The organism is Paracidovorax oryzae ATCC 19882 (assembly GCF_000687165.1).
GTDB lineage: Bacteria > Pseudomonadota > Gammaproteobacteria > Burkholderiales > Burkholderiaceae_C > Paracidovorax > Paracidovorax oryzae.
Window position 1 is genome coordinate 88142 of sequence record NZ_JMKU01000005.1, and the last position, 23531, is coordinate 111672.

A 23531-nucleotide genomic window follows, 5' to 3' on the forward strand; every position below is an offset into this window, starting at 1 on the left:
GTGCCTGCCCCCCGTCATCAAACTCCTCAAAGGAAACCCATGAGTGCCATCGTTGATATCGTCGGCCGCGAAGTGCTGGACAGCCGCGGCAACCCCACCGTCGAGTGCGACGTGCTGCTGGAGTCGGGCGTGATGGGCCGCGCGGCCGTGCCCTCCGGCGCCTCCACCGGCAGCCGCGAAGCCATCGAACTGCGCGACGGCGACAAGAGCCGCTACCTGGGCAAGGGCGTGCTCAAGGCCGTCGAACACATCAACACCGAGATCTCCGAGGCCGTGCTGGGCCTGGACGCCTCCGAGCAGGCCTTCCTGGACAAGACCCTGATCGACCTGGACGGCACCGACAACAAGAGCCGCCTGGGCGCGAACGCCATGCTGGCCGTCTCCATGGCCGTGGCCCGCGCCGCCGCCGAGGAGTCCGGCCTGCCGCTGTACCGCTACCTGGGCGGCATGGGCGGCATGCAGCTGCCCGTGCCGATGATGAACGTCATCAACGGCGGCGCGCATGCCAACAACAGCCTGGACCTGCAGGAATTCATGATCATCCCCGTGGGCGCTCCGAGCTTCCGCGAGGCCGTGCGCTGGGGCGCCGAGGTGTTCCACGCGCTGAAGAAGATCATCAACGACAAGGGTATGAGCACCGCGGTGGGCGACGAGGGCGGCTTCGCCCCCAGCGTCGAGAACCACGAAGCCGCCATCCAGCTGATCCTGCAGGCCATCGACGCCGCCGGCTACACGGCTGGCGAGCAGATCGCCCTGGGCCTGGACTGCGCCGCCAGCGAGTTCTACAAGGACGGCCACTACGTGCTGGAAGGCGAAGGCGGCATCCGCCTGACGGCCCAGCAATGGACCGACATGCTGGCCACCTGGGTGGACAAGTACCCCATCATCTCCATCGAGGACGGCATGGCGGAAGGCGACTGGGACGGCTGGAAGCACCTGACCGAGCGCCTGGGCAAGAACGTCCAGCTGGTGGGCGACGACCTGTTCGTCACCAACACCAGGATCCTGAAGGAAGGCATCGACAAGGGCATCGGCAACTCGATCCTCATCAAGATCAACCAGATTGGCACGCTGACCGAGACCTTCGCCGCCATCGAGATGGCCAAGCGCGCGGGCTACACGGCCGTGATCTCGCACCGCTCGGGCGAGACCGAAGACTCCACCATCGCCGACATCGCCGTGGGGACCAACGCCGGCCAGATCAAGACCGGCTCGCTGAGCCGTTCCGACCGCATCGCCAAGTACAACCAGCTGCTGCGCATCGAGGAAGACCTGGGCGACATCGCCCACTACCCTGGCCGCGCTGCGTTCTACAACCTGCGCTGACCCGGGCTGAACCCGGTTCCGTACCGGCCCCGCTCCCTTCCGATCCACGTTCCCGCAGCGCCAGCGCACCATGAATCCCCGTATCGTTCCCCTGGTGCTGCTGCTCCTGCTCGTGGCCGTCCAGACGCAGCTCTGGACGGGCCGAGGCAGCATCGGCCACGTGCAGGAGATGAAGGAACGGATCGCGGCGCAGAAGCAGGCCAACGACCGGGCCCGACAGGAGAACGAGCGGCTGGCGTCGGAAGTGAGCGACCTGCGCGACGGCCTCGACATGGTCGAGGAAAAGGCGCGCAGCGAACTGGGCATGGTCAAGCCCAACGAGGTCTATGTGCACGTGGCGCCCCGCTGAGCGCCCTCCGCCGACACTCGCTTCTCGCCACCGACATGCCAGTCCCTGTCCCCCCGCCTGCCACGCACATTGCCGTGCTGGGCGCGCCGGGCACGGGCGCCGCAGCGCTGGTGGCCGCGGTGCGGAAGCATGTGGCCTGGCCGGCAGCGCGCATGCGCCTCGTGCTGGTGGAGCCGGATCCCGGCGACGAACCCGCAGCCCTGCAGGTACTGCGCGAGAGCGGCTGCACTCAGGCCTGGCTGATGGGGATGGACGTGCTTCCTGCCGGCGAAGCCCGTCGCCAGGAAGCCCATGACGCGGCCCTGCGGGGCTTGCTGCAGGCCCTGGGCTGGGGCCACCAGGTGTTCTACGGGAATGCCGATGCGCGGCTGCGGCACGCGCTCCTGCTGGGAGGCGCCGCCATGCCGGAGCGCTTCCCGCCTCCGGGCAACGCACGGCCCGCCCTTGCCTGGTCGTGCGAGAAATGCAGCGACCCGGAATGCGAGCACCGGCTGTTCCAGCGCCTGCTCACTCCGGCGGCTGCGAGCTGAGCCGCCGCCGTTCCCTCCCTACTGCACCGCCTTCGTGCCCGGGGCCAGTTCCGCGGCGCTGGTGAAGATCTGTGCGGCATCCACCGCGTCGAAGCGGTACTGCTGACCGCAGTATTCGCAGGCCACCTCGATCTCCCCGCGCTCGGCCAGGATGCTCTCGGCCTCTTCCGGGCCCAGGCTGCGCAGCATGGAGCTGACGCGGTCACGGCTGCAGGTGCAGGCGAAGCGCGGGCCGTCCACTCCCTCCTTCGGCACGAAGCGCAGCAGCTTTTCCTCCCAGAAGAGGCGGCGCAGCACGGTGTCCACGTCCAGCGACAGCAGTTCCTCGCGCGTGAGGCTCGCCGCCAGCGTGGCGATGCGGTTGTAGTCCTCGTTGCGGCCGATCTGGTCCTCGTTCTCGCTGTGGCTGAGCTCGGTGCCGGCAAGGTTCCCCTCGCCCTTGATGGGCATGCGCTGGATCAGCAGGCCGGCCGCCACCTTGTCGTCCGCCGCGAGCACCAGCGTGGTGTCGAGCTGCTCGGACTGCAGCATGTAGTGCTGCAGTACGTCGCTGAGTTTTTCCAGCTTCTCGTGCCGGTCGCCATGCAGGGGCACCACGCCCTGGTAGGGCTGCTGGCCCGGCAGCCGGTCCTTCGGGTCAAGCGTGATCGCGCAGCGCCCGCCGCCCCCGGCATTCACCATGTCGGACAGCCGCGCTCCCACGGGCACCTCGCCCTGGATGGACGCGGTGGCGCGCAGCCCGAGATCGGACTGCACCTCGGCCACGGCCAGCTTGACCGGGCCGTCGCCGAAGACCTGCAGGACCAGCGCACCGTTGAACTTGATGTTGGACTGCATCAGCACGCCGGCCGCCGCCATCTCGCCCAGCAGTTCGCGCACCTCGGGCGGGTAGGCGCCCGTGGCACTGTTGCCGGAGCGGCGGGCGAGGATCTCGGTCCAGGCATCCGTGAGCCGGACAATCATGCCGCGCACCGGCAGGCCATCGAAGAGGAACTTGTGGAGTTCTGACACCCTGGAGTCTTTCTGCATCTGCTGTCAAATGGGCTGCGGGCGCCGGAGTTCAACCCGTGCGGTGCAGCCCTGCCCGGAAACGCCGGGCATTGGCGATATAGACCTGCGCGCTCCTGCGCAGGCCCTCGATCTGTTCCTCCGTGAGCTGCCTCACGGCCTTGGCCGGACTGCCCAGTATCATCGAGCCGTCCGGAAATTCCTTGCCTTCCGTGACCAGCGCTCCCGCGCCGACGAGGCAGTGGCGGCCGATCTTCGCACCGTTGAGCACCACGGCGCCGATGCCGATGAGCGACTCGTCGCCCACGGTGCAGCCGTGCAGCACGACCTTGTGGCCCACCGTCACGCGCTCGCCCAGCGTCAGCGGCTGGCCCAGGTCGGAGTGCAGCACGCTGCCGTCCTGCACGTTGCTGCCCGCGCCGATGGTGAGGGTCTCGTTGTCGCCGCGCAGCACCGCGCCGAACCAGATGCTGGCGTCCTCGCCGAGCACCACGTTGCCCATCACCTCCGCGCTGCCCGCGACCCAGGCCGATTCGGCCACGCGAGGGGTCATGCCGTCGAGTTCATAAAGTGCCATCGTCTTGTCTCCTGTGCATAGCTTCTGCACCGCCCAGGTCTTCCACATGGGGGCGGAAACCTAGAATTGTAGGTATGGAGCTTCGACACCGTGCCCTGCAGGTCCTGTGCCTGACCGATCCCGAGGACAAGGCGGCCCGGGCGCTGGAGCTGCACGCCTCGGCCGCGGACCTCTCTCTGGACCCGCATGCCCCCGCGCGCCCCGCACCGGAGGGACTGCCCGGCCGCCCCGCCCGCCCGGAATTGCGGCACCACACGGAGGTCGCCCGGCGATCGCCCGCCACGCCGGCCGGCCGCGCAGTGCTGCTGCACGCCATCGCCCACATCGAATTCAACGCGATCAACCTGGCGCTCGACGCCGTCTGGCGCTTTTCCGGCATGCCGCCAGACTACTACCGGGACTGGCTGCGCGTGGCCGCGGAGGAAGCGTCCCACTTCCGGATGCTGCGCGCCCACCTGCGGGACATGGGCCACGACTACGGCGACTTTCCCGCCCACCAGGGGCTGTGGACCATGTGCGAGAAGACCGCGCACGACATCGTGGCGCGGATGGCGCTGGTTCCCCGCACGCTGGAAGCCCGCGGGCTGGACGCCACGCCGCTGATCCAGCGCAAGCTCACGCAGGTGGGCACGCCCGACGCGCTGGCGGCCGTCGCCATCCTCGACGTCATCCTGCGGGAGGAAGTCGGCCACGTGGCCATCGGCAACCACTGGTACCGATGGCTGTGCGCGCGCGACGGGCTCGACCCGGAAAGCCACTACGGCGAACTCGTGCGGCGCTACGAAGCGCCGCGCCTGAAGCCTCCGTTCAACGAGGCGGCGCGCCGCCAGGCGGGCTTCAGCGAAGCGGAATTGCTCTGGCTGCAGTCCGAATGACGAGGAACAACCGGGGACACGGGGAATTTTCTACAATGATCCAGCCCGCACCGCATGCCGCGGGGCGGCTTTCGTCCACGCATCCGGCATGCATCCCAACCCACCCACCATGACCCCCCAGGGACCGGCCGGCACCGCGCCGGGCGCCATGATCGCCCGGCAGGCGATCGTCAACGGCCAGCACTCCGTGATCGGCTACGAGCTGTTCAACCGTTCGCGCGCAGGCGTGGCGCACACCGCGGCCACCGACGTCTTCCTCGTCTTCACGGCCCTGTCGCACGCAGGCACCGAAGAGCTGGTGGGCAAGAAGCTCATCTTCGTCAACTGCACGCATGAAAGCCTGGCGGGCGGCCACCTCGAACTGGTGGACCCGGACAAGGTGGTGCTGGAGATCCCGCCGCTCGGCCATGCGGCCGCCACCGAGGTCGGAACCCGCCTGCCGATCCTGCAGGCGCTGCGCGAGCGCGGCTTCCACCTGGCCTTCAACCACACGGTGCTCGAGTCCGCCTACGCCCCCTGGCTGCCGCTGGCCGACTACATCAAGCTCGATCTCTCGCTGCTGGCGCCCGACCAGCTGGCCGTGCTCGTCAAGTACGCGGGGCGCCATTCGCGCGCCGAGCTCATCGCCGAGAAGGTGGAGACCGCCCAGCAGTACGACATGGCGTCCAGCATGGGCGTGCAGCTCTTCCAGGGCTTCTGGTTCTCGCGCCCCTCGGTGGTCGAGGCCAAGCTCCTGACGCCGTCGCAGACCAACATCCTCCACCTCATCAACCTCGTGCGGCAGCAGGCCAGCACCGACGAGATCGAGGAAGTCCTCAAGAAGGACGCGGGCCTGGCCTTCAACCTGATGCGGCTCATCAATTCGTCCGGCTTCGGCCTGGCCCGCGAAATCACCTCGTTCCGCCAGGCGGTCATGCTGATGGGCCTCAAGAAGCTCTTCCGCTGGGCCGCGCTGCTGCTGACCGCATCGCGGATCGGGGGCATTCCCGCGGCCGTGGGCCACACCGCCGTGGTCCGCGGGCGGCTGATGGAACTGGTCGCCCAGGAAACGCTGTCCCAGGAAGATGCCGACCAGGCCTTCGTGGTGGGCATCTTCTCGATGCTGGACGTGATGCTCAGCATGCCCATGGAATCCGCGGTCGGGCTGCTGCACGTGCCCGACTCCGTGGCCGCCGCCCTGCTGCGCCGCGAAGGCGTGCTCGGGGAACTGCTGCGCCTTGCCGAGGCCTGCGAGTCGAGCGACGATGCCCTCTTCGACCAGGCCGCCACCACGCTGCACCTCACCAGCCAGCAGATCAACTGGGCCCACCTGCAGGCCCTGGCCTGGGCCGACCAGATGACGGACTGAGCCGATGTCCCTGCCAGCCGCCGTGCCGCTCCGCTCATGCTCCAGCGCATGCCGGCCGGCGGTGCGCAGGCTCTCAGGGGCCTTCCTTGGTGGTAAGGTGGCAGCCTGCCAAGGGCCCACCGGCCCGGTCATCCATTCTCCTCACGCCCATGTCGAGCAATAACGAAAACGCACCCGCCTTCGAGCCCACCCAGCCCCAGGAAGGCGCGCCGACGGACGATGGCAACCTGGCCATCATCGCGCGCCAGGCCATCGTGGACGAGCACCGCGCCGTCTTCGGCTACGAGCTCTTCGACCGCTCCACCGCCTCCGACGCGCACACCGCCGCCAGCGACGCGGCCCTGCTCTTCAATGCGCTCTCCTACGCGGGCACCGAGGCCCTGGTGGGCAAGAAGACGGTCTTCATCAACTGCACGCACGAGAGCCTCGCGGGCGGGCACCTGGAGCTCATCCATCCCGAGAAGGTGGTGCTGGAAGTACCCACCCTGGCGGACACGGCCAGCGTGGAGGAGATCGAGGGCCGCCTGTCCACCCTCGAAGGCCTGCGGACGCGGGGTTTCCGCCTCGCCTTCAGCCAGAACGTGCTGCGCCGCAACTACGGCAGCTGGCTGCGGATGGCGGCCTTCGTGAAGCTCGACATGCAGGCCTTCCGGCCCGAGCTGGCCGAGCCACTCGTGAAATTCGCCCGCGCCAACAGCCAGGCGACGCTGGTGGCCGAGAAGGTGGAGACCGCCGAGCAGCACGAACGCATGGCGGCGCTCGGCGTGAAGCTGTTCCAGGGTTTCTGGTTCGCCAAGCCCGCACTGGTGAAGGCCCAGACCATCCGGCCTTCGCAGGCCACGATCATCCAGCTCATCAACCTGGTGCGCAAGCAGGCCAGCACGGCGGAGATCGAGGACCTGCTCAAGAAGGATCCCACGCTGTCCTTCAACCTGCTGCGCTTCATCAACTCCTCGGGTTTCGGACTGTCGTGCGAGATCACCTCGTTCCGGCACGCGGTCATGATCCTCGGCCTCAAGAAGCTCTTCCGCTGGGCGGCACTGCTGATGACCACCTCGCGCGCCGGAGGCTCCCCGCCGGCCGTGGGCCAGACGGCCGTCGTGCGCGGCCGCCTGATGGAACTGCTCGCCGCCGAACTGCTGCCGCCCGAGGAATGCGACAACGCTTTCGTGGTGGGCGTGTTCTCCCTGCTGGACGCCATGCTCGGGGTGCCGCTGGAAAAGGCCCTCGAATCGGTGGCCCTGCCGCAGCCGGTGGTCGATGCGCTGCTGCACAACACCGGCGTGTTCGCGCCGTTCCTCGAGCTCACCAAGGCCTGCGAAAGCGGTGACGAAGTGGCCTTCGCCAAGGCGGCCGAGGCGCTGCACCTCTCGAACCGCCAGGTCAACTGGGCCCACCTGCAGGCCCTGACCTGGGCCGAAAGCCTGGGCGAAGGCTGACCCGGCGCGGCCCTGGAGCGGCTGACACGACCCAGCGAAGCGGTTCTGGCGAGGCGCCGCATCGCAGGCAGTACACACAGTACGACAAGATGTGGCAACGACGCCAGAAGGGTCGTGTTGGCCGCTCTCAATCCAGTTGGATGCGGGCCGCACGGATGATCGCGGCATTGCCCTGGGACTCCCGGGCGATCTCCCGCGCGAAGTCCGCGGACGCGCCGCCCAGGGGCACATTGCCCGTCGCCACCAGCCTGGCGCGCAGTTCCGGCCATGCCAGGGCCTTGTTGATCTCGGCATTGAGCCGCTCCAGGATCGCGGGCGGCGTCCTGCCCGGCGCGAAGATGCCGAACTGCGAACTCAGGTTGGCCGCCGGCATCCCCAGCTCGGCCAGGGTGGGCGTGCCGGGCAGGCCATCCACCCGCTGCGGCGCCCCCACGGCGAGGGCGCGCAGCTTGCCGCCCTGGATGTGCTGGGCGACTGCCGGCCCCGCGTTGGTGGAAAGGATCTCGAACTGTCCGCTCAGCGCATCGTTGAGCTGCTGGCCGCCGCCCTTGTAGGGCACGTGCGTGATCTTCGCCCCCGACGCCTGCATGATCTGCTCGAGCATGATGTGCCCGAGGGAGGCCTGCCCCGAGGTCGCCCATCGCACCTCGCCGGGCCGCGCCTTGGCCTGGGCGACCAGTGCGGGGAAATCCCGGGCGGTGCAGGCAGGCGTGGCCAGCAGGAGCACCGGCGACACCATCACGCTGGCCACGGGGGCGATGTCACGGACGGGATCGAACGGCAACCGGCCCAGGTGCGGACTCAGCACCAGCGGGCTGATCGACGAAAAGCCCAGCGTATGGCCGTCCGACGGGGCCTTGGCCACCGCATCCATGGCGATGGTGCCGCCCGCGCCCGCCTTGTTGTCCACGATGACGGGCGTGCCCAGTTGCGCCGAGAGCCGGTCTCCGAGCGCCCGCGCCATGACGTCGCTCACCCCGCCAGCCGGATAGGCCACGATGATGCGGATGGGCCGGGAGCCCGGCCAGTCGGCCGTGGAGCCCTGCGCCAGCACATGGGCCGGGGCCATGGCCGCCGCGGCCAGCGGGGCCGAGGCACACAAAAGGAGCGCGCGCCTGCGCGACAACGAATCGATCATCGGAACCACCGTTCAGGAAACACGAAAAAGACAGATAAGGGATGCGGAACACAGCGGCGATTGTGCGCACCGCAAAGCACGGGCCGGCCTTCAGCCCCGGGGATGGTGCTGGGCATGCAGCGCCTTGAGCCGCTCCCGCGCCACGTGGGTGTAGATCGTGGTGGTGGAAATGTCCGCATGCCCCAGCAGCAACTGGACCACCCGCAGGTCCGCGCCGTGGTTGAGCAGGTGCGTCGCGAAGGCATGGCGCAGCGTGTGCGGCGACAGCGGCACGGTGATCCCGGCCGCCTGGGCATGTTTCTTCACGACCACCCAGAACATGGCGCGCGTCATGCCCGCACCGCGCCGGGTCACGAACAGGTCGTCGGTCTGCTGCCCTGCCAGGATGTCCGCGCGGGCCTCGTCCAGGTACCGCTGCATCCATTGCGCCGCGACCTCCCCGAAGGGCACGAGGCGCTCCTTGCCGCCCTTGCCCATCACCCGCAGCACCCCCTCGGACAGGCCGGCGTGGTAGGTCTTCAACGTGACCAGTTCGGTCACGCGCAGGCCGCTGGCATACATGAGCTCCAGCATCGCGCGGTCGCGCAGGCCCAGCGACGTGGACGTGTCGGGTGCCTGCAGGAGGGCCTCGACCTGCGCGGCCGACAGGGTCTTGGGCACCCGCAGCGGCTGCCGCGCCGCCTGCAGGCGCACGGTGGGATCGGCGGCGATGCGGCGCTCGCGCAGCGCCCACTGGAAGTACCGCCGCAGCACGGTCAGCCGGCGGTTGGCCGACGTGGCGCGCGTTTCCGCGTGGCGCGCCGCGAAATACGCCTTCAGGTGCTGCTCGGCCGTGGCGTCCAGCGCGCCCGCGGTATCGGAAGCGTGCTGCCCGAGCCACTGCGCATACAGCACGAGGTCGCGGCGGTAGGCCGCCAGCGTATTGCGCGAGAGGCCGTCTTCGAGCCAGAGGGCGTCGATGAATGCGTCGATGGCAGGCTGGCTGGCGGGCGACAGGGTCATAGGGCGCGAAGTTACCACGCGCCCCGGGGCAGGCACCGCCCGTCCGGGCGGCCAGCCCGCGGGTCACTCGAGCGAGAGCTTCTGCTTCTGCACCACCGTCTTGTACACATCGAACTCCGCCTTGATCTGCTCGGCGAACTGCTCGGGCGTGTTGCCGACGATCAGCGAACCCGTGTCCTCGATGCGCTTGCGCACCGCCGGGTCCTCCAGCGCCTTGCGCACGCCCGCGTTGACCTTGTCCACCACGTCGCGCGGCAGGCCCTTCGGGCCCAGGATGCCGTAGTAGGCCATCCGGTTCACCGGCTCCAGGCCGATTTCCTTGAAGGTCGGGACGTTGGGCAGCGCGGCCACGCGCTGCGGCGCGGCCACGACGATAGGCACCAGGCGGTTCTCCTTGATGAAGGGCAGCGTGGAAGGCAGGTTGTCGAAGATGATCGGCACCTGGCCGGCCACGGTGTCGTTGAGCGCCGGCCCGGCACCGCGGTAGGGAATGTGCGTGACGAAGACCTGCGTCAGGCTCTTGTAGAGCTCCATCTGCAGATGGCCGATGCCGCCGGTGCCGGAGGAGGAATACGAGTACTTGCCCGGAACCTTCTTGACCTCCGCGAGGAAGCCCTTGTAGTCCTTGGCAGGGAAATTGGGATTCACCGCGATGATGTTCGGCGTGGCGGCGATGTTGATGATCGGCGTGAAATCCGTCAGCGGGTTGTACGGCGTGCGCGGGTTGATCGCGGGGTTGGCGGCCGTGGTGGACACGGTGGCGATGCCCAGCGAATAGCCGTCCGGCGTCGCCTTGGCCGTATCGGACGCGCCGACGATGCCGCCACCGCCGGCCTTGTTTTCCACCACCACCGGCTGCCCCAGCGCGCGCGCCAGGGGGTCGGCTATCACGCGCGCGATGATGTCGGTGGTGCCTCCCGGCGCAAAGGGCACGACCAGGCGGATGGGCTTGGAGGGATAGGCCTGGGCCCAGGCACCGCCCGCGGCAGCAAGAAGCACGAATCCGAACCAGTTTCGACGATGCATGGCAATCCCTTTTGTAACTGCATGAAAACGATGTGCATCCCCGCGCGGGGAAGGCAAGAGCATCGTTGCACGCAGCGTCACCCCTGGTGAGGAATTACCCTCACCATCGTGATCTTTGCCGCATCGGTGGTGGATGGCGCGCCCTGCAGGGGAGCGGAGCGCGACAGTCTCGGGCGTTGCCCGGTTTCAGGCAGGAACCATGGCGTCCCAGAGCAGCTTGGAGCCCAGCAGCATGGAGAAGACCAGGAACATCGCCTTCATTCGGTGCGGCGACAGGGTCTTGGCGGTCCAGGCGCCCATCATTCCGCCCACGGCGCATCCCAGCAGCAGCGGAATGCCCAGCTGGAAGTCGATCACGCCCCTGCTGGCGAAGGTGCTCACCGAGGCGCCCACGACCAGCAGGTTGATGCGCGTCATGACCGAGGCGCTCTGCGCGAAGCTGAGCCCGAAGAAATGCATGAGCGCGAAGATGAGGAAGGTGCCGAAGCCCGCGCCGAAGAAGCCGGAATACACGCACAGCGCGAACACGGTGGCCACGCCGCCAGCCGACATGCGCGCCGCCCCCGCCGCCGGAGCGACGCCCTTGGCCGACAGGTCGGTGCGGTAGGTGATCCAGAGGACGCCCGCCATGAGCACGACGACGAGGAACTTGAGCAGGCGCTCGTCCATGCCGGTGGCGAGCAGGGAGCCCGTCACGGAGCCTGCCACGCACAGTGGCCAGAGCAACCAGGGCACGGCCACTTCGGAGCGCGGGTCCTGGCGATGCACCAGCGCGCCCGTTGCGAAGGAGCCGATCAGTGCGAACTTGACGGTGGCGATCGCGGTGGCGGCCGGATGGCCCAGCAGCAGCAGCAGGGGCACGCCGAGCGTGACGCCCCCGCCCACCGTGACGGCGACGATGCCGACGATGCCACCCACGCCCGCGAGGGCGGCGCTCCAGAGCATCACCATGCTATGGACCTGTTGGCGGAAGACGGGGGAGCGATGTCCAGGTGCAGCCGGTCGCCCATCAGGGCGGCCGTCGTCAGGCGGAACCGGCCCAGGTAGCGCTGGAGCACCGCCATGCGCACGGCCACGCCGTTGGCCGCCTGCCGGAAGTAGTGGTTGAAGGGCGTGTCGTCCACGTCCTCCGCCAGCTCTCCTCCGCGGGGCAGGCAGTGCATCACCATCAAGTCTCCCCGCAGGCCCTGCAGCAGGCGGCGGTCGACGCGGCAGCGCTCCAGCTGCATCGCGTGGGAGGCCTCGTCGCGGTACTGCTCGCGCTGCACGCGCACGACATAGAGCACATCCACCTGGCCCAGCATGTCGGTGACGCAGGCGTGCTCCTGGGCGCCCGCCCCGGCGACCTGCGCCAGCGGAACATGCTGCGCCTGGGCCGCCTCGGTATCGCCCACCGCATCCACCACGTGCACGCGCACGTCGCGGAAGGCGCGCAGCCCGGCCAGCAGCGACTTGGCCGCCCGGGAGTACCGCAGCCCTCCGCAGATGCCCACGCGCAGGCCGTCCAGGGTGCCGAAGTGCTTGCGCATGGTGAAGAGGTCGATCAGGGTCTGCGTCGGATGGCGGTGCAGGCCTTCGCCCGCGTTCACCACGGGCACGTCGAGCGCCTGTGCCAGGCGCTCGACCATGCCGTCCTGCGCATGCCGCGTCACGACCAGGTCCGCGTAGTAGCCCGCCATGCGCAGGGTGTCGGAGGCGCTCTCGCCCAGGCCCATGCGGGTGGCCTGCATGTCGCCCATGCTCAGCACCTTCGCGCCCAGCCGGTGGGCGGCTGCCTCGAAGCTCAGGCGGGTGCGGGTGCTGGGCTCGAAGAACGCGGTGCAGACCAGCGAGCCCGCGAGGCTGTAGGCGAATTCGCGCGGATGGCGGCGGATGTCCTCCGTCACGTCCAGCAGGTTCTCGATATCCCCGCGCGACCAGTCGTCGATCGACACGAGATGCTGGCGCGCAACCCTGTGGGGAAGGGTGCGTGGATGCCCGTCGGGCAGGGAGCGGTGGCACTGCGACACTGGAAACAATCTTGTTGTGCGGATGGGCTGACTTTCTGCTTCAATCTTCTTTCCGAGGCTTCCATAAGAGAAGTTTTTCTTTCTTATACGAAACATAAAAATCATTTTGGAAACAACCATCGATCTAGAGCAGCTCCGCACCTTCGCACTGGTGCTCGAGCTGGGGAGTTTTTCTGCGGCGGCCGAACGCCTGGGTCTCACCCAGCCCGCCGTCAGTGTCCAGGTCAAGAAGCTGGAGCGCGCACTGTCCGTGCGGCTGGTGGAACGCGTGGGAAGGCGCGTGAGCGCCACGCCCGCCGGCAGCGACCTGCTCGCCCAGGTACCGCATGTCGCGACCGCGGTGGCCAACGCGGTGAGCGCGGCGACCTTCCATGCCGCCGGGGTATCGGGCACGGTGCGCCTGGGCACGGGCCTCACGCCCTGCCTCTACTTCCTTCCCGCGGTGCTGCGCGACCTGCGCAAGCGCTATCCGTCGCTGCAGATCGTCGTGAGCACCGGCAATACGGAGGACTACGTGCGCCAGATCGAAGGCAACATCATCGATGTCGCCCTCGTCACCCTGCCCGTCAACTCCCGCGCGATCGCCGCGACGCCGGTGCTGGAGGACGATTTCGTGGCCATCTGCCGCCGCGGCACCTGCCAGTGGCCCGACGCCGTGACCGCGGAGATGCTCAGCGAGCAGCCGATGGTGAAGCTCGGCACCGGTACCACGACCCGCACGCTGGTGGACGAATGGCTGCGCCAGGGCACCGGCCCGCTGCGCCCGCCGGCGATGGAGTTCGACAGCGTGGAAGCCATCAAGGCCATGGTCGCGGCGGGCCTGGGCTGCGCCGTGCTGCCGCGCATGGCCGTGACCGGCCCGGGCAAGCACAAGGACCTGGAGATGCGCCCGCTCGAACCGAAGCTGCGGCGCACGCTGGCCTTCATCCTGCGCCAGGACAAGCCGGTGAACCGGGGCCTGAAGAAGGTGCTGGAAGCCATCGCGGACGGTGCCCGCGTGTTCAAGTCCAAGGACTGACGCTTACTCGCAGGCGGGGCCACGCCCCGGGCGTGCCGGCATTTCCATGCCACGGCACCCGCCGGCGCGGGCGCCGGGTATCCTGCGGGCGGTGAACTACGCGCAGCTTCTCTTCCCGGATTTTTCCCTCATCCTCTTCGGATACCTGATCTGCCGTTACACGGCCCTCAACCGGTCGGTCTGGCAGCCCGTCGAAAGCCTGGTGTATTACCTGCTCTTTCCGGTGCTGCTTTTCCAGTCGATCGTGAAGAACCCGATCCACGTGGTCGAAACCTCGGGCCTGATCGGCGCGGGCGTGCTCACGGGGCTGTGCGGCATCGGCCTCGCCTACGCGCTGCCGAAGCTTCCGGGCCTGTCGGGCCGCATCGATGCGCGCGACCATGCCGCCAGCGCGCAGGTGGCGTTCCGCTTCAATTCTTTCATCGGGCTGGCGCTGGCCGAGCGGCTGGCAGGCGCGCAGGGCCTGCAGCTCATTGCCGTGCTGATCGGGGTCTGCGTGCCGATCTTCAACGTGGCGGCCGTGTGGCCCATGGCGCGCGCGGGCAGCCAGGGCTTCCTGAAGGAGCTGGCGCGCAATCCGCTGATCCTGGCGACGGCTTCCGGGCTGGCCGCGAACCTGCTGGGCCTGCGCATTCCCGGATGGATGGAGCCCTCGGTGAACCGCGTCGGTGCCGCGTCGATCGCCCTGGGGCTGATGTCGGCAGGCGCGGGCATGCAGCTCGGCCTGCTCACGCGCAGCACGCTGCTGTCGGCCTCTGTGCTCGCCATACGGCACCTCGTGCAACCGCTGGCGGCCTGCCTGCTGGCACGCTGGTTCCGGCTCGATGCCGTGCAGACGACGGTGCTGATGGCCTTCTCGGCCCTGCCCACCGCGTCCACCTGCTACGTGCTGGCCGCGCGCATGGGCTACAACGGGCCCTATGTGGCGGGCCTGGTGACGCTGTCCACCGTGCTGGGAGTGCTCAGCCTGCCGCTGGCGCTGGGCTGGCTCGCTCCCTGAGCGCTGCGCGCTGCCTGCTCATGCGGGCGGCTCCTCCGGCATTCCGGCGGCGGCCTGCGCCAGGGCCCACGCCACGTGCTCGCGCACCAGGGGGCTCGGGTCATCCACGCGCGATGCCAGGGCGGCCCGCAGTGCCGGATCGCCCGTGGCGCGCAACGCATTGCCCAGCGCCACGGCCACGTTGCGCAGCCAGCGCTCATGCCCGATGCGGCGGATCGGCCCGCCCTCGGTCATGCGCAGGAAAGTGCCCTCGTCCCAGGCGAACCACTCGGCCAGCGGGCGCCCCGAGAGCCCGGGGCGTTCGTCGAAATCGGGCACCTGCGCGGGCTGGGCGAACTTGTTCCACGGGCAGGCGAGCTGGCAATCGTCGCAGCCATAGATGCGATTGCCCATGAGGGGCCGGAGCGCTTCCGGAATGGGCCCTGGATGCTCGATGGTGAGGTACGAGATGCAGCGCCGCGCATCCACGCGCTGCGGCGCGACGATGGCGCGCGTCGGGCAGACATCGATGCAGGCCTGGCAGGAGCCGCAATGCGCGCTCACGGGCTCGCTGGGCGCCAGGGGCAGATCGACGTAGATCTCGCCCAGGAAGAACATGGAGCCGGCTTCGCGGTGCAGCACCAGCGTGTGCTTGCCGCGCCAGCCCTGCCCGCTGCGGCGGGCAAGCTCGGCCTCCAGCACCGGCGCGGAATCGGTGAACACGCGGTGCCCGAAAGGCCCCACCACGCCGGCGATGCGGTCCGCGAGCTTCTGCAGACGGGCGCGCAGCACCTTGTGGTAGTCCCGCCCCCGCGCATAGACCGACACGATGCCTTCGCGGGGCCTGTCCAGCCGCGAAAGTTCGGCCGCCTGCCACCCCGCTGGCGAACCCTCGCGCTCCGCGGCGCGCTCCAGGGTCTGCCGCGGCAGGTAGTCCATGCGCACGGTGATCACGCTCACGGTACCGGGCACCAGTTCCGCCGGCCTGGCGCGCTTGAGCCCATGGGACTGCATGTAGTGCATGTCTCCATGGAACCCTTGGGCCAGCCATTGCATCAACCCCGGCTCCGCCGACGACAAATCCACGCCGGCGACGCCAATTTGGGAAAATCCCAGTTCGCGGGCCCAGCCTTGCATTTGAGGAACGAGTTGACTGCTGCACGACATCACCCGGGGATTGTAGAAAGCCCCTCCGGAACCGACACCCTGCAAAGGGTCTGGCGGAGCGAGGACGACACCGCGGCATTCGCGCGCGCGCTCGCCGCGCAGCCCGCCCTGGCGAACGCCTTCGTCACCCTGCACGGCGACCTGGGCGCGGGCAAGACCACCTTCGTGCGGCACCTGCTGCGGGCCCTGGGCGTGCAGGGCCGGATCAAGAGCCCGACCTATGCCGTGGTGGAACCGCACGACACCGAGGCCGGGCCGGCATGGCATTTCGACTTCTACCGCTTCGGCGATCCCCGGGAGTGGGAGGACGCAGGCTTTCGCGACATCTTCGCGGGCCCCGGCCTGAAGCTCGCCGAGTGGCCCGAGAAAGCCGCGGGATTGCTGCCCGCCGCCGACCTTGTCCTACAGATCGAAGCATCCCCTCCCGCCAATGGCGCGTACGATGGCGACGGCCTGTCCCGGCAGGTCCTGCTGCGCGCCGGCACCCCCCTCGGCCGCACCCTGGTGCAAGCACTTCCCGCAGAATGAGCGAAGACGCCCTCCCCCCTTCCCCCCCGCCCGCCGCTCCTTCGCCCCTGGCGCATGGCCCATCGCGGCGCCGGCTGCTGCGCGCCGGATCCCTGGTGCTCCTGCTCGGGGCCGCGCAGATCGCCCGCGGCGCGGGCATCGTCGCGGTGCGCGTATGGCCGGCGCAGGACTATTCCCGCGTGACCATCGAATCGGACCAGCAGCTCACCGCCAAGCAGTTCTTCGTGGCCACGCCGCCGCGGCTGGCGGTGGACATCGAGGGCATCGACCTGAATCCCGAACTGCGCGAACTGGTCGCGAAGGTGAAGCCGGACGACCCCAACATCGCCGGCATCCGCGTCGGCCAGAACGCCCCGGGCGTCGTGCGGCTGGTGGTGGACCTCAAGCGCGCCGCGCTGCCCCAGGTCTTCACCCTGCCCCCGATCGCCGCCTACCGGCACCGGCTGGTCTTCGACCTCTACCCCGCCGAACCCGAGGATCCCCTGGAGACCCTGATCGCCGAGCGCCTGCGGGACGCAGCGCCAGGCACGGCTTCCGCGGGCACCACCGCCGCGCCGGCCCCGTTGCCCAACATCGCCGCGGCGAAGCCGGGCACGGCTGGCGACCCGATCGGCGACCTGATCGCGCAGCACAACACGCCGCCGGGCAAAGCCGCCCATGCGGCGCCGGGCGGCCTGCCTACGGCATCGCCCGGCCCCACGGCGCCGGTGGCCACGCCGTCCGGCGCACCGGCGGCCGCGCCCCCGGCAGTGGCTGCCGCGCCAGCGCCGCCGCATGCCGGCAGCGGCACGTCGCCAGCCGCCCCGGCCATTGCCCGGGCTACCGACCGGCTCATCATCATCGCCCTCGATCCGGGCCATGGCGGTGAAGATCCCGGCGCCACCGGTCCGGGCGGAACACGCGAGAAGGACGTGGTCCTGAAGGTCGCGTTCCTGCTGCGCGACCGGATCAATGCCACCACCGTCGGGGGCAACCCGATGCGCGCCTTCATGACCCGCGACGCGGATTTCTTCGTGCCGCTCGGCGTGCGGGTGGAAAAGGCGCGGCGCGTGCAGGCGGACCTGTTCGTCAGCATCCATGCCGACGCCTTCACCACGCCGGCCGCCCGCGGTGCGAGCGTCTTCGCGCTCAGCCAGAGCGGTGCGTCCAGCACGGCCGCGCGGTGGCTGGCCAACAAGGAAAACCAGTCCGACCTCGTCGGGGGGCTGAACGTGCGCAGCCAGGACAGGCACGTGCAGAGCGCCCTGCTCGACATGAGCACCACGGCGCAGATCAATGACAGCCTCAAGCTCGGCAGCGTGCTGCTGGGCGAGATCGGCAACATGGCCAGGCTTCACAAGCCACGCGTGGAACAGGCCGGGTTCGCCGTGCTGAAGGCACCGGACATTCCCAGCGTGCTGGTGGAGACAGCCTTCATCAGCAACCCCGAAGAAGAGGCCAAGCTCCGCACGGCCGCCTACCAGCAGCAGCTGGCGGATGCGCTGATGCGCGGCATCACCCGCTACTTCGCGAAGAATCCGCCGCTCGCACGCAGCCGGTCCGTCTGACCCCATGGCCCCGGGCCGGCCGGCACCCGCAGACCGCCCGGGCATGCAGGCATTGCCTTGCGGCGCTGGCTGGGCCACAGTTCCATGCACCCCACGACGAAACGCCCCGCACCGGGGCCAGAGGAGTTTTCCATGGCTTTGCAGCATGCACGTTCCGCCGAAGTCGTCAGCGTCCGCCCGCTCGGTGCCGCGCTGGCGGGAACCGCCACCTCGGCCATCATCAAGGCCGCGCAGCTCGAAGTGATCCGGGCTGTTCTGCCCGCCGGCAAGGAGCTTCGCCAGCACGAGGTGCCCGGGGAGTTCACGATCCAGTGCATCGAAGGGGAAGTGGAACTGCACACCGCTTCGGGTGCCAGCCTGCTGCGCCCGGGCGACCTCGTCCATCTGCAGGCCCGTGCCGTCCATTCGCTGCGCGGACTGACCGATGCCTCGCTGCTGCTCACGCTGTGCCTGGTTCCCCAAACCGGACAGTAACGTCCTACAACCGGCGGTTGGAGCTGCTTACACACGCCTGGAGCGAGCGGAGCGATAGTGCGTACATGGGTAGAAGGACATTCCCTGAGCCTGCAATTCCACACAAGGAGCACACCATGAACTACCGCCATCTCCTCTCCGCCGCCGCCTGCGTCGCCGCACTGGGCCTGGCAGGATGCTCTTCCAATCCGTCCAATGCACAGATCGGCACCGGCGTGGGCGCCGTCGCTGGCGGCGTGCTGGGCAGCGCGGTCGGCGGCACCGCGGCCACCGTGGGTGGCGCAGCAGCCGGTGCGCTCATCGGCCACGAACTGGGCGAAGACCGCGACCAGCGCCGCCGCTGAACGCAGGTACGACGTTAAGAACCTTTCGCGGAAGCAGCCTGCGCTGCTCCGCACCACGAGCCGCTCGCATGGCAGTCGCCGCGCGGGCGGCTTTGTTCATGGGCATGGCACGCGCGACCGCCTGCCGACCTTGATGAATAAAATATATTTATCGTTACTCACAAATACTCTAATAAACAATAAAGCTAGCAGCGGCTAGCATTCAGCGGTCCCTTTTTTTGCAGAGGAAGGTCGCTGTTCATGGCCCGATTTCCCCACCCACCGCGCATCGGAATGCCCCACTGCGCCGAGGGCGGGCAACCGCGGCGGACGGCGCTGCGGTTCCGCGGGACGGGCCCGGCGACGGCGGCCTTGCCGATGGCCGGTGACGATTTCAGCGCATTCGCCGAAGAACAGGTCCTGCGGCTGCCCACCGCGGAAGGTGGCCAGCTTCGCTACCAGGACCGCGGCAGGGGGCCCACCGTCCTGCTGGGCCACAGCTATCTGTGGAACTCCACGATGTGGGAGCCCCAGATCCGGGCCCTGTCGCGCTGCTATCGCGTGATCGCGCCCGATCTCTGGGGCCACGGGGCGTCCGGTCCGCTGCCGGGCGGTACGCACGACCTGCAGGCCCTGGCCGGTCACATGCTGTCCATGCTCGATGCCTTGCAGATCGACGAGTTCGCCGTGGTCGGCCTGTCGGCGGGCGGCCTGTGGGGCGCGGAACTGGCACTGCTGGCGCCCGGACGGGTGCGCAGCCTGGTGCTGATGGGATCCCGCCTGGGCGCCGAGCCCGAAGCGACGCACCGCCATTACGCGGGCCTGCTCGACGCGATCGAGGCCGCAGGGCGTGTCACCCCGCCACTGGCACAGGCCATCGTTCCGCTCTTCTTCCGCGCCGGCACGGACATGGACGCCGTCCATCCGGCGGCGTTCGCCCGCTGCCTGGCGTCGATGCCCACCGACCGGCTGCGTGATTCGATCGTCCCCCTGGGCCGGCTCCTGCTGGCGCGCAGCGATGCGCCGGGCCGGCTGGCGGCGCTGGACCCGGCCACCACGCTGATGATGTGCGGTGACGGCGATACCGCCTGCCCGCCCCGCGGGATGCAGGACATGGCGCACTCGCTGGGCTGCGATGCCGTGATCGTGCCGGCCGCGGGCCACTTCTCGAACCTGGACAACCCCGAGGCCGTCAACCACCACCTGCTGCGGTGGCTGGAGCGAACGCTGCGCTAGTCACTGCGAACCGCTCCGGGCGCAGCCGCGCCTTTCGTATCAGGCGGCCTGCCGGCGGCCCGCACGCCAGGCGCCGAAGATGGCGATGAGGCCCGGCACCAGGATCAGCGCCCAGATGATCTTGTCGAGGTTGGCCTGCACCCAGGGGAAGTTGCCGAAGAAGTAGCCCGCCGTGCAGATGCCCAGCACCCACAGCAGGGCGCCGCCCACGTTGTAGGCGGTGAACTTGCCGCGGTGCATCTCGGCCACGCCCGCCACGAACGGGGCGAAGGTGCGGATGAACGGCATGAAGCGTGCCAGCACGATGGTGATGCCGCCATAGCGCTCATAGAACGCATGGGCCTGCTCGAAGGCCCGGCGGTTGAACCACCGCGAGTCCGGCCACTGGAACACCTTGGGCCCGAAATACCGTCCGATGGTGTAGTTGCACTGGTCTCCGAGCACGGCCGCCGCCAGCAGCACGGCGCAGGCGATTGGGAAGCTCATCAGCCCGGCGCCGCACAGCGCGCCCACGATGAAGAGCAGGGAATCGCCGGGCAGGAAGGGCATGACGACGACGCCCGTCTCCACGAACACGATGGCGAAGAGCAGTGCATAGACCCAGGGGCCGTACGCGGCCACGAAGGCCGCGATGTGCTTGTCCACGTGCAGGATGAAATCGATGAGGAACTGGATGGCTTCCAAGGCGGGTCCTTCAGGAGCGGCAGGGCGAAAAAAGGAGTCGTTGCGGCCAGGCAGGTGCTTTCGCCCCGCGGGGGAAGCGGGCACCCGCCGGCGCGGCGCGTAACTCTAACCGCACTGCCTACAATGCCGCCCGATGACCCCAGAGCCAGCCCCCCCGCGCCGCCCGATCCGCGATCTTCCGGACGAACTGATCAGCCAGATCGCCGCGGGCGAGGTGGTGGAGCGGCCCGCGTCGGCCGTGCGCGAGCTCGTGGACAACGCGCTGGATGCCGGCGCCCGGCAGGTCACCGTGCGGCTGCTGGCGGGCGGCGTTCGCCTGATCGCGGTGGAGGACGACGGCTGCGGCATCCCGCCCGAGGAATTGCCGGTGGCCCTGCGCCGCCATGCGACCAGCAAGATCACCAACCTGCACGACCTGGAGTCGGTGGCGACCATGGGCTTTCGCGGCGAGGCGCTGGCCGCCATCGCGTCGGTCTCGGAGATGGCCCTGCTGTCGCGGACCGAGGAGCAGCCCACGGCCTTCCTGCTCGACGCGCGCAGCGGCGAGCTGCGCCCCGCGGCGCGCAGCCGCGGCACCACCGTGGAAGTGAAGGAGCTGTTCTTTTCCACCCCCGCGCGGCGCAAGTTCCTCAAGACCGATGCGACGGAGCTGGCGCACTGCATCGAGGCCGTGCGCCGCCATGCGCTGGCCCGGCCGGATGTCGGGTTCGCGATCTGGCACGAAGGCAAGCTCGTCGAGCAATGGCGCGCGACGCTGGCCGCCCCCGCGGCCCCGGCGGATGGCGCCGTGGACGATGCGGCGCTGGAGGATGCGCTGGCGCGCCGGCTGTCCGACGTGCTGGGCGAGGACTTCCTGGCCGAGTCGATCGCCGTGCGGCACCGCTCCGGGCCGGTGACCGTCACCGGGAGGGCCGGGCTGCCGGACGCCGCGCGCTCGCGCGCCGACCAGCAGTTCTGCTACGTCAACGGCCGGTTCGTGCGCGACAAGGTGCTCACGCATGCGGCCCGCAGTGCCTACGAGGACGTGCTGCACGGGCAGAAGCAGCCGGTGTATGCGCTCTATGTGGCGATCGATCCGATGCGGGTGGACGTGAACGTGCATCCCACCAAGATCGAGGTGCGCTTCCGCGACAGCCGCGAAGTCCACCAGGCCGTGCGGCATGCGGTGGAGAACGCCCTGGCGGCTCCGCGCGCGCAGGCGCTGGCGGCGGCCGCGCAAGGCACGGCCGATGCAGGTGCGCCCGCCGCGGATTCGCCCGCGGCCCGCATGCCGCCGCCCGCCCTGCCCCGGCAGGCCGCGATGCATTTCGATACCCGCCCCGGGCACCGGGTCACCGACCTGGAAGCGCTCTGGGGCCGCAAGGACACCACGCCCTCCGCGCAGCCCGGCGGCGCCGCGGCGGCCTTCGCACAGCCCCCCGGGCCGCATGCGCCGCCGCCGTTCGCCCCGGTGCCGGGGGTGGCTGCCACAGTGCAGGAGGCTCCTGCCGCCTATGCCATGGCTCCCGGAGCCCTGCCGGCCACGGACGCGCCCGCAGCCTCGCAGGAAGGCGCCCCGGACGGTGCAGGCACCTTCGCGGCAGCGCCCGGCGCTTCTGCACAGGCCGAGGCGCCCACCGGTGCCGAGCCGGAAGTCTGGCCGCTGGGGCGCGCGGTGGCCCAGATCCACGGCGTGTACATCCTGGCCGAGAACGCCCAGGGCATGGTGATCGTGGACATGCACGCGGCGCACGAGCGCATCGTGTACGAGCGCCTCAAGGCCCAGGTGGATGCCAGCGAGCGCATCGCGAGCCAGCCGTTGCTGATTCCCGCGACGTTCGCCGCCACGCCCGAGGAAGTGGCCACGGCGGAAGCCCATGGCGACACGCTCGACATGCTCGGCCTCGAAGTCTCGCCGTTCTCTCCCCGCACGCTGGCAGTGCGCGCCGTCCCCACGTCGCTCGCCCAGGGCGACGCGGTGGAATTGGCGCGCAGCGTGCTCGCGGAGCTGGCGGCGCACGATGCCACCACCGTGGTGCAGCGGGCCCGCAACGAGATCCTGGGTACCATGGCCTGCCATGGCGCGGTGCGCGCGCACCGGCGGCTCACGCTCGACGAAATGAATGCGCTGCTGCGACAGATGGAAGTGACGGAACGCTCCGACCAGTGCAACCATGGCCGGCCCACATGGCGGCAGCTGTCGATGCGCGAGCTGGACGCGCTGTTCCTGCGCGGGCGCTGACCCACGGAAAAAAGGACATCCCCATGCCAATCCGCCGCGCTTCTTTCGGTCACCGCCTCTACCGGGAATCCACGGCACGCGGCCTCGTGGCCCTGGCCGCGTTTGCGGCAGGTTCTCCGGATGTGCATGCGGGGCGCCCGCTCACGGTGGACGACGCGGGTGTGAACGCCCCCGGCGAGGGCCATGTCGAAGTCTGGTGGGAAGGCGTGCACCAGGAGCGCGGCGCCGTCTTCGCAGCGCCGGCCTACGCGCCCCGCGCGCTTCCGGGGCTGGAAGTGGGCGCCCTGCTGGCCCGCGACCTGCACGGCCGCACCACGCTGAGCGGCCTGCAGGCGAAGTGGCAATGGACGCCCCCGCGCGAGGGCGGCTGCCACGTGGCCAGCAGCGCCGGCCTGGTCCATGCCTACGGAGAGAACGGCAGCACGCTGGCGCTGACGGCGATCGGCACCTGCACCACCGGCTGGGGCGCGGTGCATGCGAATCTCGGCGCCCTGCGGACGCCCGAGAAGTGGCGGCCCGCCTGGGGCATCGCGGTGGAATCGACCTGGGGCGCCGTCACGGCGCACGTCGAGGCGTTCGGCGAACGCAACGGCCCGCCCACCTACCAGACCGGCGCCCTGTGGGAATGGACGCCGGGCTGGCAGCTCGACGGTATCGTGGGGCGCCGCCAGGGGCGGACCCTGCTCAGCCTGGGCATCAAGCACAGCTTCTGAGCGCCGCCCGCACG

At 69.5% G+C, this 23531-nt stretch carries 24 protein-coding genes; 15 read left to right on the plus strand and 9 right to left on the minus strand.

Annotation, left to right across the window (positions count from 1 at the left end; genetic code table 11):
* The first annotated feature begins 39 nt into the window (after nucleotides 1–39).
* From eno to T336_RS0103925, 3 genes are all read left to right on the plus strand, one after another.
* Entirely contained in the window at nucleotides 40–1326 is a 1287-nt protein-coding gene (gene eno, locus T336_RS0103915; RefSeq protein WP_026431570.1) for a phosphopyruvate hydratase, read from the plus strand.
* Nucleotides 1327–1396: 70 nt separating this feature from the next.
* Nucleotides 1397–1675, plus strand: coding sequence for a septum formation initiator family protein (locus T336_RS0103920; protein ID WP_013593789.1), 279 nt, complete (start codon nucleotides 1397–1399; stop codon nucleotides 1673–1675).
* 35 nt (nucleotides 1676–1710) lie between these two features.
* Nucleotides 1711–2205 (plus strand): hypothetical protein, encoded by a 495-nt coding sequence (locus T336_RS0103925; protein ID WP_026431571.1) that lies wholly within the window; start codon nucleotides 1711–1713, stop codon nucleotides 2203–2205.
* 18 nt (nucleotides 2206–2223) lie between these two features.
* Here the strand turns inward: T336_RS0103925 and hslO are convergent, their stop codons facing one another.
* Together hslO and T336_RS0103935 are read right to left on the minus strand one after the other, a co-directional pair.
* Complete coding sequence (hslO, locus tag T336_RS0103930) at nucleotides 2224–3234, minus strand: Hsp33 family molecular chaperone HslO (RefSeq protein WP_011794462.1); 1011 nt, start codon at nucleotides 3232–3234, stop codon at nucleotides 2224–2226.
* Nucleotides 3235–3265: 31 nt separating this feature from the next.
* Nucleotides 3266–3790, minus strand: a complete 525-nt coding sequence (locus tag T336_RS0103935) for a gamma carbonic anhydrase family protein (protein WP_020424784.1) — start codon at nucleotides 3788–3790, stop codon at nucleotides 3266–3268.
* 74 nt (nucleotides 3791–3864) lie between these two features.
* Between T336_RS0103935 and T336_RS0103940 the strand changes: the two genes are divergently transcribed.
* From T336_RS0103940 to T336_RS0103950, 3 genes are all read left to right on the plus strand, one after another.
* Complete coding sequence (locus tag T336_RS0103940) at nucleotides 3865–4665, plus strand: ferritin-like domain-containing protein (protein ID WP_026431573.1); 801 nt, start codon at nucleotides 3865–3867, stop codon at nucleotides 4663–4665.
* 109 nt (nucleotides 4666–4774) lie between these two features.
* The gene (locus tag T336_RS0103945) at nucleotides 4775–6013 is read left to right on the plus strand and encodes an EAL and HDOD domain-containing protein (protein ID WP_026431574.1); all 1239 of its coding nucleotides are present in this window, start codon (nucleotides 4775–4777) and stop codon (nucleotides 6011–6013) included.
* A gap of 149 nt (nucleotides 6014–6162) precedes the next feature.
* A complete protein-coding gene (locus T336_RS0103950) occupies nucleotides 6163–7452 on the plus strand; it encodes an EAL and HDOD domain-containing protein (RefSeq protein ID WP_026431575.1) in 1290 nt (429 codons plus the stop codon).
* Between the two features lie 127 nt (nucleotides 7453–7579).
* On the opposite strand, the gene T336_RS0103955 is transcribed toward T336_RS0103950, so the two are convergent.
* The 5 genes from T336_RS0103955 to pyrB form a co-directional block, all read right to left on the minus strand.
* Nucleotides 7580–8590, minus strand: a complete 1011-nt coding sequence (locus tag T336_RS0103955) for a Bug family tripartite tricarboxylate transporter substrate binding protein (RefSeq protein WP_026431576.1) — start codon at nucleotides 8588–8590, stop codon at nucleotides 7580–7582.
* Nucleotides 8591–8680: 90 nt separating this feature from the next.
* Complete coding sequence (gene xerD / locus T336_RS0103960) at nucleotides 8681–9592, minus strand: site-specific tyrosine recombinase XerD (RefSeq protein WP_035225269.1); 912 nt, start codon at nucleotides 9590–9592, stop codon at nucleotides 8681–8683.
* A gap of 63 nt (nucleotides 9593–9655) precedes the next feature.
* On the minus strand, nucleotides 9656–10618 hold the full coding sequence (locus tag T336_RS0103965; protein ID WP_019700743.1) for a tripartite tricarboxylate transporter substrate binding protein BugE: 963 nt from the start codon (nucleotides 10616–10618) through the stop codon (nucleotides 9656–9658).
* A gap of 186 nt (nucleotides 10619–10804) precedes the next feature.
* Entirely contained in the window at nucleotides 10805–11569 is a 765-nt protein-coding gene (locus tag T336_RS0103970) for a sulfite exporter TauE/SafE family protein (protein WP_019700742.1), read from the minus strand.
* Entirely contained in the window at nucleotides 11563–12552 is a 990-nt protein-coding gene (gene pyrB / locus T336_RS24750; RefSeq protein ID WP_244883866.1) for an aspartate carbamoyltransferase, read from the minus strand. Before pyrB ends, T336_RS0103970 begins: the two co-directional genes overlap by 7 nt.
* Before the next feature lie 181 nt (nucleotides 12553–12733).
* Between pyrB and T336_RS0103980 the strand changes: the two genes are divergently transcribed.
* Nucleotides 12734–13645 carry a LysR family transcriptional regulator gene (locus tag T336_RS0103980; RefSeq protein ID WP_019700740.1) on the plus strand — a complete coding sequence of 304 codons (912 nt, stop codon included), beginning with the start codon at nucleotides 12734–12736 and terminating at the stop codon, nucleotides 13643–13645.
* A gap of 46 nt (nucleotides 13646–13691) precedes the next feature.
* Nucleotides 13692–14645, plus strand: coding sequence for an AEC family transporter (locus T336_RS0103985; RefSeq protein WP_051647046.1), 954 nt, complete (start codon nucleotides 13692–13694; stop codon nucleotides 14643–14645).
* 18 nt (nucleotides 14646–14663) lie between these two features.
* Here T336_RS0103985 and queG read toward each other — a convergent pair whose 3' ends face one another.
* The gene (gene queG / locus T336_RS0103990; RefSeq protein ID WP_026431580.1) at nucleotides 14664–15761 is read right to left on the minus strand and encodes a tRNA epoxyqueuosine(34) reductase QueG; all 1098 of its coding nucleotides are present in this window, start codon (nucleotides 15759–15761) and stop codon (nucleotides 14664–14666) included.
* A gap of 12 nt (nucleotides 15762–15773) precedes the next feature.
* On the opposite strand from queG, the gene tsaE reads away from it, so the two are divergent.
* The 5 genes from tsaE to T336_RS0104015 all read left to right on the plus strand — a co-directional run bounded on the left by tsaE (nucleotide 15774) and on the right by T336_RS0104015 (nucleotide 19899).
* Nucleotides 15774–16319 (plus strand): tRNA (adenosine(37)-N6)-threonylcarbamoyltransferase complex ATPase subunit type 1 TsaE, encoded by a 546-nt coding sequence (gene tsaE / locus T336_RS0103995; protein ID WP_019700737.1) that lies wholly within the window; start codon nucleotides 15774–15776, stop codon nucleotides 16317–16319.
* Entirely contained in the window at nucleotides 16316–17866 is a 1551-nt protein-coding gene (locus T336_RS0104000) for an N-acetylmuramoyl-L-alanine amidase (RefSeq protein ID WP_026431581.1), read from the plus strand. The genes tsaE and T336_RS0104000 overlap by 4 nt, the downstream gene beginning before the upstream one ends.
* A gap of 132 nt (nucleotides 17867–17998) precedes the next feature.
* The gene (locus T336_RS0104005) at nucleotides 17999–18340 is read left to right on the plus strand and encodes a cupin domain-containing protein (RefSeq protein WP_026431582.1); all 342 of its coding nucleotides are present in this window, start codon (nucleotides 17999–18001) and stop codon (nucleotides 18338–18340) included.
* Between the two features lie 116 nt (nucleotides 18341–18456).
* Nucleotides 18457–18684, plus strand: coding sequence for a YMGG-like glycine zipper-containing protein (locus T336_RS0104010; RefSeq protein WP_013593771.1), 228 nt, complete (start codon nucleotides 18457–18459; stop codon nucleotides 18682–18684).
* Between the two features lie 357 nt (nucleotides 18685–19041).
* On the plus strand, nucleotides 19042–19899 hold the full coding sequence (locus T336_RS0104015; RefSeq protein WP_035225270.1) for an alpha/beta fold hydrolase: 858 nt from the start codon (nucleotides 19042–19044) through the stop codon (nucleotides 19897–19899).
* A 39-nt stretch (nucleotides 19900–19938) separates the two neighbouring features.
* Here the strand turns inward: T336_RS0104015 and T336_RS0104020 are convergent, their stop codons facing one another.
* The gene (locus tag T336_RS0104020; RefSeq protein ID WP_019700733.1) at nucleotides 19939–20583 is read right to left on the minus strand and encodes a DedA family protein; all 645 of its coding nucleotides are present in this window, start codon (nucleotides 20581–20583) and stop codon (nucleotides 19939–19941) included.
* Between the two features lie 133 nt (nucleotides 20584–20716).
* Between T336_RS0104020 and mutL the strand changes: the two genes are divergently transcribed.
* Both mutL and T336_RS0104030 read left to right on the plus strand, forming a co-directional pair.
* On the plus strand, nucleotides 20717–22804 hold the full coding sequence (gene mutL / locus T336_RS0104025) for a DNA mismatch repair endonuclease MutL (RefSeq protein ID WP_026431584.1): 2088 nt from the start codon (nucleotides 20717–20719) through the stop codon (nucleotides 22802–22804).
* A 23-nt stretch (nucleotides 22805–22827) separates the two neighbouring features.
* Nucleotides 22828–23517, plus strand: coding sequence for a PA4824 family protein (locus tag T336_RS0104030; protein ID WP_026431585.1), 690 nt, complete (start codon nucleotides 22828–22830; stop codon nucleotides 23515–23517).
* Nucleotides 23518–23531: the final 14 nt, after the last annotated feature.

Coding starts and splice junctions, on each gene's coding strand:
- eno (WP_026431570.1), top strand. CDS start 40: ATGAGTGCCATCGTTGATATCGTCGGCCGCGAAGTGCTGGACAGCCGC.
- T336_RS0103920 (WP_013593789.1), top strand. CDS start 1,397: ATGAATCCCCGTATCGTTCCCCTGGTGCTGCTGCTCCTGCTCGTGGCC.
- T336_RS0103925 (WP_026431571.1), top strand. CDS start 1,711: ATGCCAGTCCCTGTCCCCCCGCCTGCCACGCACATTGCCGTGCTGGGC.
- hslO (WP_011794462.1), bottom strand. CDS start 3,234: ATGCAGAAAGACTCCAGGGTGTCAGAACTCCACAAGTTCCTCTTCGAT.
- T336_RS0103935 (WP_020424784.1), bottom strand. CDS start 3,790: ATGGCACTTTATGAACTCGACGGCATGACCCCTCGCGTGGCCGAATCG.
- T336_RS0103940 (WP_026431573.1), top strand. CDS start 3,865: ATGGAGCTTCGACACCGTGCCCTGCAGGTCCTGTGCCTGACCGATCCC.
- T336_RS0103945 (WP_026431574.1), top strand. CDS start 4,775: ATGACCCCCCAGGGACCGGCCGGCACCGCGCCGGGCGCCATGATCGCC.
- T336_RS0103950 (WP_026431575.1), top strand. CDS start 6,163: ATGTCGAGCAATAACGAAAACGCACCCGCCTTCGAGCCCACCCAGCCC.
- T336_RS0103955 (WP_026431576.1), bottom strand. CDS start 8,590: ATGATCGATTCGTTGTCGCGCAGGCGCGCGCTCCTTTTGTGTGCCTCG.
- xerD (WP_035225269.1), bottom strand. CDS start 9,592: ATGACCCTGTCGCCCGCCAGCCAGCCTGCCATCGACGCATTCATCGAC.
- T336_RS0103965 (WP_019700743.1), bottom strand. CDS start 10,618: ATGCATCGTCGAAACTGGTTCGGATTCGTGCTTCTTGCTGCCGCGGGC.
- T336_RS0103970 (WP_019700742.1), bottom strand. CDS start 11,569: ATGGTGATGCTCTGGAGCGCCGCCCTCGCGGGCGTGGGTGGCATCGTC.
- T336_RS0103985 (WP_051647046.1), top strand. CDS start 13,692: ATGCCACGGCACCCGCCGGCGCGGGCGCCGGGTATCCTGCGGGCGGTG.
- queG (WP_026431580.1), bottom strand. CDS start 15,761: ATGCAAGGCTGGGCCCGCGAACTGGGATTTTCCCAAATTGGCGTCGCC.
- T336_RS0104000 (WP_026431581.1), top strand. CDS start 16,316: ATGAGCGAAGACGCCCTCCCCCCTTCCCCCCCGCCCGCCGCTCCTTCG.
- T336_RS0104005 (WP_026431582.1), top strand. CDS start 17,999: ATGGCTTTGCAGCATGCACGTTCCGCCGAAGTCGTCAGCGTCCGCCCG.
- T336_RS0104010 (WP_013593771.1), top strand. CDS start 18,457: ATGAACTACCGCCATCTCCTCTCCGCCGCCGCCTGCGTCGCCGCACTG.
- T336_RS0104015 (WP_035225270.1), top strand. CDS start 19,042: ATGGCCGGTGACGATTTCAGCGCATTCGCCGAAGAACAGGTCCTGCGG.
- mutL (WP_026431584.1), top strand. CDS start 20,717: ATGACCCCAGAGCCAGCCCCCCCGCGCCGCCCGATCCGCGATCTTCCG.
- T336_RS0104030 (WP_026431585.1), top strand. CDS start 22,828: ATGCCAATCCGCCGCGCTTCTTTCGGTCACCGCCTCTACCGGGAATCC.